Here is a 9,318-nt window from a genome sequence, read left to right on the forward strand (position 1 = left end):
TGAGTTTGCTTAAAAGAAATATGCGTTCTTTCATTCATATTGGAATGATCCGCTCCTGGTGGGTCATTCTTTTTGTCCTCTTTTGCCTCATGTGCTATGAACAGGGCATTAAACAGCGAGAAACAGATTTTCTCAAGTTAACGGAACAATTGCTGACACTTCAACATCAAAAAAAAGAAGCGCTTGCACTCAAACAAAAGCTGCTTGACCAAATCAATAGCGAAAGTGACCCTGCTTGGATTGAACTAACGCTCATGCGCGAGCTAGGGCTTAGTCCAAAAGGCAGCACAAAAGTTCTTTTTGTTTCTTCAGAGTCTGAATACAAAAAGCAAATAGACGAGAATAATAAGAATAGGTAAAACAGAGATCAATAACATCGTAGATAGATAATGCACATGTTAAAACATTCTCTAAGAAATTCCCCATGTTAAGTCTTTTTATATTTGTTTTTTTTATTCTAGTTTTGACATTTCTTTCTGGATATTTTTCTAGTTCCGAAACGGCTTTGTTTTCTCTTTCTTCCATGAAAATTAAGGCGTATGCAAAAGACCCAGATCCCAGAAAGCAATTAATCGCGAGCCTTTTAGCACATCCAAAAGACCTGCTCGTTACCATTTTTATCTTAAATACAATCGTCAATATTCTTTTGCAAAACGTTTCCTCTAGCATGAGTGGGACAGATGGTGGTTGGGAATGGAAGGTTGGATTCCCTTTAGTCATGACGCTTCTCTTCGGAGAAATTATCCCTAAAAATCTCGGCTTTCAAAACAACGTTACAATTTCCTATTGGGTCAGCCCTGTTATTGATGTGTTGCAGAAACTATTGAAACCTGTGCGGCAGGCTATCATCGCGATTACTGCGCCCATTTCTCGCCTTTTATTTTTCTACCTAAAACGCAATCAGGAAATTTCAAAAAAAGAACTGATGCATGTTTTGCGAACTTCCGAGGAATATGGAGTTCTGCACAAAGATGAAGCCGAACTCGTATCTGGTTATTTAAATTTGCAGGATGCCGTCGTTAAAGAGCTTGCACGCCCAAGAGAAGATATTTTATTTTACGACGTAAACGAACCGCTATCCAAACTCACCTATTTATTTGTTGAGCAAGAAGTCTCACGCATACCGGTTTGCGATAAAAATATTGACAACATTTTAGGAATCTTAAGCGCAAAAGCCTATTTTCTTCATAATCAACACATGGTTTCAGGCCGAGAGTTAATCCCCATTTTAGACAAACCATTTTATGTCCCAGAGACAACACTGGCTCGCCGACTGATTCGACAACTAAGTGAAATGAACCAAGTCCTCGCATTGGTTGTAGATGAATATGGATCGATTTCCGGACTTATCTCGAGTGAAGATTTGGCAGAAACGGTGATTGGCCAAATCGCAGATTTACGCGATAAAAAAAGTTTATATACACGCGCGGGAGCCAATGAAATTATTGCAAGTGGACGACTTGAATTAGCCGACTTTAACGACATGTTCGATGTAAATTTAGTAAGTGAAAATAACATGGTCACCTTGGGAGGATGGTTAACAGAGCAACTGGGCGACATTCCCAAGGCAGGAACAAAATACGAAACTCACGACTTCTTATTTCATGTCCTCTCCGCTTACCCAAATCGGGTGAGACGACTTTATATTCGCAAATTAAAAGGAAAGACTAAAGCGGCATAATATGGCTTGGATTGTAGGAATAGGCAAATGAATCTTTCGGCTTGGTGGTGGTTATTTTTTAATTTTCTTTCCATTATTATTCTCGCATTTTACTCAATGATCGAGATGGCTTGTGTTTCTCTTAACAAAGTACGCTTGCATTACTACGTGAGTCAAGGGAATACACGTGCCATTTATTTAAATTATCTCCTTCAAAATCCTGCACGCTTATTTGGCACAACTTTAATTGGTGTCAATGTGGCCATGGTAATCGGCTCCGAATGTGCCCGCGAATTTTTCAGTTCCTTAGGCTTGAGTCCAGATTGGGCACCCATCCCCCAAATTCTCTTGGTTGTAATTTTTGGAGAACTCTCGCCCATGTTTGCCGCTAGACACTATTCGGAAAATGTCGCCATGCTGGGCGCCCCTCTTCTGTATGCCTCGGCTAGGTTGATGTCGCCTATTTTGTGGGCGATTAACATGGTTTCTAAAATTGGAAGCAAACTTTTAAATCAACCGAGCTCCGAACCCGATCTTTTTCTTAGCCAAGATGAACTCCAAAAAATTTTGGAGGAACATGGAGAGGATCGAGGTCCTGGTTCTTCTTCAGTTGATTTTAATGATATCGCGGCTAACATCTTTCACTTGCGTATCAAAAATGCGACACAGATTATGACGCGAATTGAATCAATTCCGATGATTCCGTCGAATGGAACAATCGCCCAAATGCGAGCCCTTTTGAAAAAAACGGGTGTTGATTACTTACCAGTCTTTCACACGGATCAGTCCAATATTGTAGGCATCGCTTTCCCACGCGACCTTGTCAGACTTCCCGGTACAAAAAGAGTACGCGACCATGCTCGTCCCCCTTGGTTCGTGACCGAAAACACAAAAGCGATGCAAATTTTAAAGCAATTTCGACGCAATAATCAAAGTGTCGCGGTTATTTTAAATAATCAAGGAGCGGCAGTCGGATTACTGAACCTAGATGACCTATTGGAAGAAATCATTGGAAAGGTAGGAGAAGAAACTGCCTCGAAACAAAAAACAAAACCTGCGCGTGTCATGGAGAGAACTTTTCCGGGAGATATGCTCGTGGCAGACTTTAACAAACAGTTTGAAGCCCAATTAGACGAAGAAGACGATTTGACTTTAGCGCAATTGGTCGCAAAAGTTTTAGGTTACACACCCGAAGTAGGCGATTCTATTTATATTGAACCCTTCGAATTAGAAGTGAAAGAAACTTCATTGCGCAAAGCTAAAACAATTACCGTGAAAAGTCATGTTTCTTAAGAGAATTGTTAAAATTAAAACAAAAAATCTATAAAAAAAACTAATTGGATGACTAGGAATGTCTAAGACGATATAATGATATCTATCACAGACCAAAATGAGTAATATGACTAGTTTTCTTGACTTTGGATTAGATCCAACCATTTTAAAAGCTCTAGAAAAATTAAAATTTTCAGAGCCCTCACCTATTCAAAAGGCCGCTATCCCACTTATTCTTCAAAAAAAAGACCTCATAGCCTTGGCTAAAACCGGTTCAGGTAAGACGGCAGCCTGCGCAATCCCCATCTGCGATCGCGTGGATGTAAACTCCAATTCTGTACAAGCCCTGATTGTGGTCCCTACGCGGGAGCTGGCTCTTCAATACGCGACTGAGACGCAAAAAATTGGAGCCGAAAAAGGAGTTAAAACTTTCGCCCTGTTTGGCGGCGAGGATGCAGCTATGCAACAATCTAAACTCAAACATGGTGTGCAAGTTTTAGTTGTCACACCTGGGCGTTTAATCGACTTTGTTTACTCCAGACAAATCGACCTTAGCCACGTGGAGACGCTGATCCTCGATGAAGCCGACGAAATGCTCAGCATGGGTTTCTACGATGACTTAGAATTCATTATCCAATGCTTAGTCCACGAGCATCAAACATTGCTGTTTTCGGCCACAATGCCAAAACAAATTCGAGATATTGCCAAGAAACATATGCAATCTCCCTTAGAAGTTTCTTTGATCGGAGAAGATGCCACACCTGATATGATCGAGCATCATTTTCTTTATTGCCGCTATCATGAAAAAGAACATAATCTCATTGAACTCATTAAAACACAGACCCCCACTAAAGCGATTATTTTCTGTAGTTCCAGACAAGAATGTGAAAAAGTGACTTATGTACTCCGCAAGCAACTGCATGAAACCATTGATTTTCTTCATGCTGGATTAAGTCAAGATATCCGCTCAGCTGTAACGAATAAATTTCGAACAAATAAAATCCAACTGCTTGTCGCCACCGATGTGGTTTCACGCGGACTCGATTTTTCGTCGGTTTCGCACGTTTTTATATATCACCTGGCAGATGATCTAGACCTCTATATCCATCGCTCAGGACGAACGGGGCGCTACGAAAAAGCAGGGACAGTGATCACCCTGGTAACCCAAAGAGAATTGCGCACGCTCAATCGACTTTTAAAAGTACTCAAAAAAGAACCAAATTGGATTGGCCCTCCGCCACCTCCCCCTTCTCAAAATACAGATAAAACCAGAGAAAAAAAACGCTTTTATCCTAAAAGAAAACCAGCAACCCCTTCTTCGAGCTAATTTTATGCACCAAACCGATCTTTCTGTTTCTTTCGAATTAGACCCAAAGATTTTTACTGATCCTAATTTAAAGGAGCATAAAGATTGTGCACTTACTGAACTGGAGCTACAATTTAAACGGAAGGGCGGTTATTTGCATGTGGTTAAAGACTTTTCAGGATCTCCTGAAAATTGCTTTACCTTGCAATCAGAAGATGCCTTATACCCGATTTGCTCAGGGGGAACCTGCCGCTCACAAGCATTATACGAATTTTTGCGACAAAAACTAGATCCCTGCGATGTCGTGCTTTTCCCTCCTCACGCAGCACGTTGTGGTTACGATCCATACAATGGCGAGGTGCGCTATTATACTGCTGCTCGTATTGTGGATGAGTTTGAAATTGTTTTTGAAAAGAAAAGAACCGTTCGTTTTGGATATGACTGCGCATATGATTGGCATGATGCCCAGGGTTTGGTGACAACAGATAAAATCCCTTTAATCAAAACATTTTACGACACCCATTATTATGGTCCGCAAAGCCATTTTCAGGGTAAGCGAGGTAAGCGTCGGATCTATATGGCTTTTGCACATCCCACCCATGCAGTATTGAAACGATTAGTCGAAACCAATGAGACATTAGAAAATGTGGCTCTGATCGCAATCCCTTTGCAAGACGAGATCACAACCCCTCCTCCAGAAATGAGGATTCAAGGTGGATCGCCTGAAGCCTATCGTGCTTTTCTTAAAAAGATGGAAATGATTTTTAGAATAAATGTCTAAGAAAGCAAGGAAGATATAATCCTCCTTGCTTATGAAAAAGTTAGATTGACCCAAATTTGGCATTCACAATGGGCTTAGGAAGTTGAAAAACAACGTCTTCGTTAATAAAAACAACGTCTTCGACCTCTTTTACTCCTAACTCAATGAGTTTTTGAATACAATTTTGAACAATCCCTTCAGGTGTCGAAGCTCCAGCAGTCAATCCAATTGTGCTCACTCCTGCCATCCACTCTAATTGAATTTCACTTTCATTATTGATAAGGTAAGATGGAAGCCCTCGCTTCGAGGCGACTTCACGCAATCGATTTGAATTTGAACTGGTCGGATCTCCCACAACCAAAACCAAATCTGTTTGATCTGTAATCTCACGTAATGCGAGCTGCCTATTGGTCGTTGCATAGCAAATAGAAGAACTTGGCAATGTCACAATATGGGGATATTTTTGAATTAAAGCTTCCGTAATTTCTTTTACATCATCCAAGCTTAAAGTCGTTTGCGTAATATAGAATAGCTTTTCATCTTTTTCATAGGAGAGCTTTTCCACATCCGCAGGAGATTCCACAATCGTTGTCACGTCAGGGGCTTCTCCTGCTGTTCCAATAATTTCAACGTGATTGCGATGTCCAATTAAAACAACCTGATAACCTTGAGCTGCATATCGTTTTACAGCAGAATGAACACGCGTCACAAGCCCACACGTGGCATCGATTTCGATTAATTGCCTACGACTAGCCGCCTCACGCACTGCAGGAGAAACGCCGTGCGCTGAATAAATCAAACGTGCTCCAATGGGGACCTCTTCGATTTCTTCAATAAAAATGGCCCCTTTTGCTTTTAAGCCATCGACGACTGCGCGATTATGCACAATTTCATGCTTCACATAAATGGGTGCACCCCAATATTCTAGCGCTTTTTCCACTGTTTCAATGGCGCGTTCAACTCCAGCACAAAAACCGCGAGGCTTTGATAGCAATAGTTTCATGATTTAATCTCCTCTATCTAGTAAGACTAAAAGCATAAAAGACTAGTTGCTTAATTTCAATTGTTAAAATGGTCAAACTGAATAGCCTACATATCTCGTTGGCTCACCAATTCCACCATTTTTTCTGCACAAGCCGTTTCATCACATACGATCGGAATACTACCAAATTTTGTGTGGTCGTAATCTCTTTCAAAATGCACACGTGCAATGATATCGGCATGCGGATTAATATGCTGAGCGGCTTCAATGATCGAATTCGTTATGGGAAGATCGGGTGTCGTAATCACGATCACCTGTACATTTTCAATTTTAGCCCTTTCTAAAAGCTGTAACTGCGTGGCATCCCCAAAAAGCAACTCAATATTTTTTTCCTTTGTCGAGGAAACCGTATCGATATTCTGATCAATAACTAATACTTGATATTGAGTCGCCAAATGACGCGCAACGGCTCTTCCTACAGGTCCGAAACCTACCACTAGAGCCATGGGTAAAAATGTGCCCGTGGCTTCGGAAAGTGTATCCAGTTGTATTTTCGAGGTATCAACATCTAGATAAGGCCTGGTCGCCTTTGTCAAAGGTTTAAAAAATTGAAACAAAATGGGATTTAACGCGATGCTGATAAAAGCGCAAGCTACTAAAATATCATATGCATTATCAGGCAAAATGTTTAGACGACTTCCTTCTTCAGCCAAAATAAACGAATATTCCCCAATTTGACTGATTGCGAGAGCAACAGTAAATCCGATATAACTCGGGTATTTCGCAATTTTTACAATCAGATAGGCAACCAATGGACGTAAAAGCAACAGGATAACCAAGATTCCTGCAAAGAGAGGTAGATTATTTTGTACTGCGAGGGGATTAAATAACATTCCAACGGACAGAAAGAAAATCACGGCAAAGGCATCCCGCATAGGCAAAGCATTGGCTGCAGCCTGATGACTTAACTCCGTTTTCCCTACAACGGTCCCGGCAATAAAGGCTCCCAATGCAAGTGAAATCCCAAAAATGTACGAGCATCCCACAGCAATTAGAAAGACAGAAGCCAAAATGGCTAATGTAAAAAGCTCATGCGATCGGGTGCGTGCAATCAATTTCAAAATGCGTTCAATTAAATTTTCTCCGATGAAATGTACAATGAGTCCCAAAACCACCACTTTCAATAAGACAATACCTACCGAGGAAAGAATAGAAAGGAAGGGTCCTGAAGTATTTTCAGAAGGAGAATAAATCAATGCGGGTAAAAGAATTAAACCTAAAACAGAGACTAAGTCTTCCACAATGGTCCAACCAACGACAATATGTCCTTGTTTGGTGTGTAGTAAATTTTGGTCCGCCAAAACCCTGACAATGACAACGGTACTGGATACACAAATGGCAACACCAATCACAAAACCTTCGATTACGGTTTGCCCCAAACTCACATTAAGGAGAATTCCGGCGCAAATGGATAAAAAGGAAAGGATCAGAGCGCCTGGTACCACAATTTTTTTATCGGCATCAATATCTTTCCAATTAAAATTCAAACCAACTGCAAACATGAGCAATGTCACGCCAATATTAGCAAGCTGATCCGAAATGCTTTGATCCGCAATAAATCCGGGAGAATTGGGTCCAATAAAAAATCCTGCAATGAGATATCCCAAAATCGGAGAAAGTTTTAAACGTTGGGCAATATATCCCGCTGCACAGGCAAAACTCAAGCCTACCGCCAAAATCCAAATAATTTTCAACTCTTCTGGCATCACAACCTCCTGCTGGAATTTCGAGCTCTTTAATGCGCAATTTTAAATGTAGAATATAATGCTTTAATTTCTCCATATTCCACTTGAATTGAGTCAATACGCCCTCGTCCCGGCCTTTCACGTATTTTCTCTAGAAGCCCTTCAAGTTTTTCTCGTGAACCTTGCGCAATTAATTCCACAGATCCATCTGATAAGTTGCGCGCCATCCCAGAAATTTCCATCTGATTTGCATAATCTTGTATGGTGTAACGAAATCCCACGCCTTGCACATACCCTTTTATTACAGCATGTAATTCGATCATGTCTTCCTCTGCGTTAATAATCGGATCTTATTGAAAATAATCAGGTTAAAAGATCATAATTTCACTATTAGCACGACGAGAGTTTTATTCACGGATGATAGCAAAAAAATGAAACATAACCTTTATTTGTACTGTTTCATTGCTCTATTGATTCTTTTTATTCCTAACCAAGGGTTTAGCACTCTTTCTTACGAAGTGGAATTTTGCGGAGTCGATGACACGAAAACAAAAGAGCTTTTACAATCAGCTTCTGATCTTGTCCGCTTGCAAGATCGCCCCCCTACGACTCAGGCGATGCTTAATCGAAGAGCGGAGGCGGATATCCCTCAGCTCATCAAAGTCATGCATAGCTTAGCTTATTACAATGCAAAAATTGATGTCAAAATTGATTTTAAATCTACACCTATCGTCGTCCGCTTTCTTATTACACCTGGTCTCATTTACCCCTTCAAAGCCTTCAAAATTCAATTTGCTAAGCCCGAAATTTTAAAAGAAAGCATGACACCCGATCTCTTGGATCACATTCAAGCGGCCGATTTAGGCGTGGGAATTGGATGCACAGCTTACCCGAAAACGATCATCGAGGCTAAAGAAACCTTGCTCTGTCTCTTGGCTCGCAGAGGATTCCCCTTCGCCTGCATTTCAAAAACAGAGGTTTTTGCTGACCAAACAGCCAAAGATATTTCCGTTGTTTTGACGGTAGATAGTGGCCCACAGGTTTGCTTTGGCCCCATTAAAGTGACAGGAAATCGACGAGTCAAAACCCGCTTTTTCAACAAAAAAATTCGGTGGGAAGAGGGTGCATTATATGATACAAAAAGGGTAGAAGAAACCCAAAATGCTATCGAAGCATCACGTTTATTCAGCTCAGTTGTCATCACCCCTGAAAAACCAGAAAATCCAAACGACCATTTAGCACCTATGGTCATTGAAGTCACTGAAGGCAAACATCACAGCATCGGTTTGGGTGCCAGCTTCACCACACAACGGGGGTCTGGTGCAACTGCCGATTGGGAAAACCGCAATTTTAGAGGGGTTGGAGAAAAGCTTAGTTTTCATGCCAACCTTTGGCAAGAAACACAAGAAGTCTCACTTCTATTTGTTAAACCAGACTTTAGATGTCGAGGACAAGAATTTCACGGACTTTTAGAATACCAGTATGAAACCACGAAAGGCTATACAGAAACTTCATTTAGCGTGTCTGGAACGATTGAAAGAAGAGTCAATAATCGCCTGTGGCTCTCATATGGCTCCATGTTCAAACAGTTAA

At 41.0% G+C, this 9,318-nt stretch carries 9 protein-coding genes; 6 read left to right on the forward strand and 3 right to left on the reverse strand.

What is annotated here, in order from left to right:
• Positions 1-20: 20 nt before the first annotated feature.
• The 5 genes from AB7E63_RS07730 to AB7E63_RS07750 all read left to right on the forward strand — a co-directional run bounded on the left by AB7E63_RS07730 (position 21) and on the right by AB7E63_RS07750 (position 5,019).
• Positions 21-359: a hypothetical protein gene (locus AB7E63_RS07730; RefSeq protein ID WP_006341881.1), complete on the forward strand. Its 339-nt coding sequence runs from the start codon at positions 21-23 to the stop codon at positions 357-359.
• Between the two features lie 65 nt (positions 360-424).
• The gene (locus AB7E63_RS07735; protein WP_006341882.1) at positions 425-1,681 is read left to right on the forward strand and encodes a hemolysin family protein; all 1,257 of its coding nucleotides are present in this window, start codon (positions 425-427) and stop codon (positions 1,679-1,681) included.
• Between the two features lie 27 nt (positions 1,682-1,708).
• A complete protein-coding gene (locus AB7E63_RS07740; protein WP_006341883.1) occupies positions 1,709-2,953 on the forward strand; it encodes a hemolysin family protein in 1,245 nt (414 codons plus the stop codon).
• A 106-nt stretch (positions 2,954-3,059) separates the two neighbouring features.
• Entirely contained in the window at positions 3,060-4,259 is a 1,200-nt protein-coding gene (locus AB7E63_RS07745) for a DEAD/DEAH box helicase (RefSeq protein ID WP_428419125.1), read from the forward strand.
• 4 nt (positions 4,260-4,263) lie between these two features.
• Complete coding sequence (locus tag AB7E63_RS07750; protein WP_006341885.1) at positions 4,264-5,019, forward strand: hypothetical protein; 756 nt, start codon at positions 4,264-4,266, stop codon at positions 5,017-5,019.
• Positions 5,020-5,059: 40 nt separating this feature from the next.
• Here AB7E63_RS07750 and ispH read toward each other — a convergent pair whose 3' ends face one another.
• The 3 genes from ispH to AB7E63_RS07765 form a co-directional block, all read right to left on the reverse strand.
• The gene (ispH, locus tag AB7E63_RS07755; RefSeq protein ID WP_036746390.1) at positions 5,060-6,004 is read right to left on the reverse strand and encodes a 4-hydroxy-3-methylbut-2-enyl diphosphate reductase; all 945 of its coding nucleotides are present in this window, start codon (positions 6,002-6,004) and stop codon (positions 5,060-5,062) included.
• 83 nt (positions 6,005-6,087) lie between these two features.
• Positions 6,088-7,746 carry a cation:proton antiporter gene (locus AB7E63_RS07760; RefSeq protein ID WP_006341887.1) on the reverse strand — a complete coding sequence of 553 codons (1,659 nt, stop codon included), beginning with the start codon at positions 7,744-7,746 and terminating at the stop codon, positions 6,088-6,090.
• Between the two features lie 29 nt (positions 7,747-7,775).
• A complete protein-coding gene (locus tag AB7E63_RS07765) occupies positions 7,776-8,048 on the reverse strand; it encodes an acylphosphatase (protein ID WP_006341888.1) in 273 nt (90 codons plus the stop codon).
• 108 nt (positions 8,049-8,156) lie between these two features.
• On the opposite strand from AB7E63_RS07765, the gene AB7E63_RS07770 reads away from it, so the two are divergent.
• Positions 8,157-9,318 (forward strand): autotransporter assembly complex protein TamA (locus AB7E63_RS07770; RefSeq protein ID WP_428419128.1); only part of this gene is annotated, 1,162 nt, incomplete at its 3' end.

Source organism: Parachlamydia sp., assembly GCF_050255895.1.
Classification (GTDB): Bacteria; Chlamydiota; Chlamydiia; order Chlamydiales; family Parachlamydiaceae; genus Parachlamydia; species Parachlamydia acanthamoebae.

Excerpts from the sequence above, each read along its gene's own strand:
- AB7E63_RS07730 (WP_006341881.1), top strand. The coding sequence starts at position 21 with ATGCGTTCTTTCATTCATATTGGAATGATCCGCTCCTGGTGGGTCATT.
- AB7E63_RS07765 (WP_006341888.1), bottom strand. The coding sequence starts at position 8,048 with ATGATCGAATTACATGCTGTAATAAAAGGGTATGTGCAAGGCGTGGGA.
- AB7E63_RS07760 (WP_006341887.1), bottom strand. The coding sequence starts at position 7,746 with ATGCCAGAAGAGTTGAAAATTATTTGGATTTTGGCGGTAGGCTTGAGT.
- AB7E63_RS07750 (WP_006341885.1), top strand. The coding sequence starts at position 4,264 with ATGCACCAAACCGATCTTTCTGTTTCTTTCGAATTAGACCCAAAGATT.
- AB7E63_RS07740 (WP_006341883.1), top strand. The coding sequence starts at position 1,709 with ATGAATCTTTCGGCTTGGTGGTGGTTATTTTTTAATTTTCTTTCCATT.
- AB7E63_RS07745 (WP_428419125.1), top strand. The coding sequence starts at position 3,060 with ATGACTAGTTTTCTTGACTTTGGATTAGATCCAACCATTTTAAAAGCT.
- AB7E63_RS07735 (WP_006341882.1), top strand. The coding sequence starts at position 425 with ATGTTAAGTCTTTTTATATTTGTTTTTTTTATTCTAGTTTTGACATTT.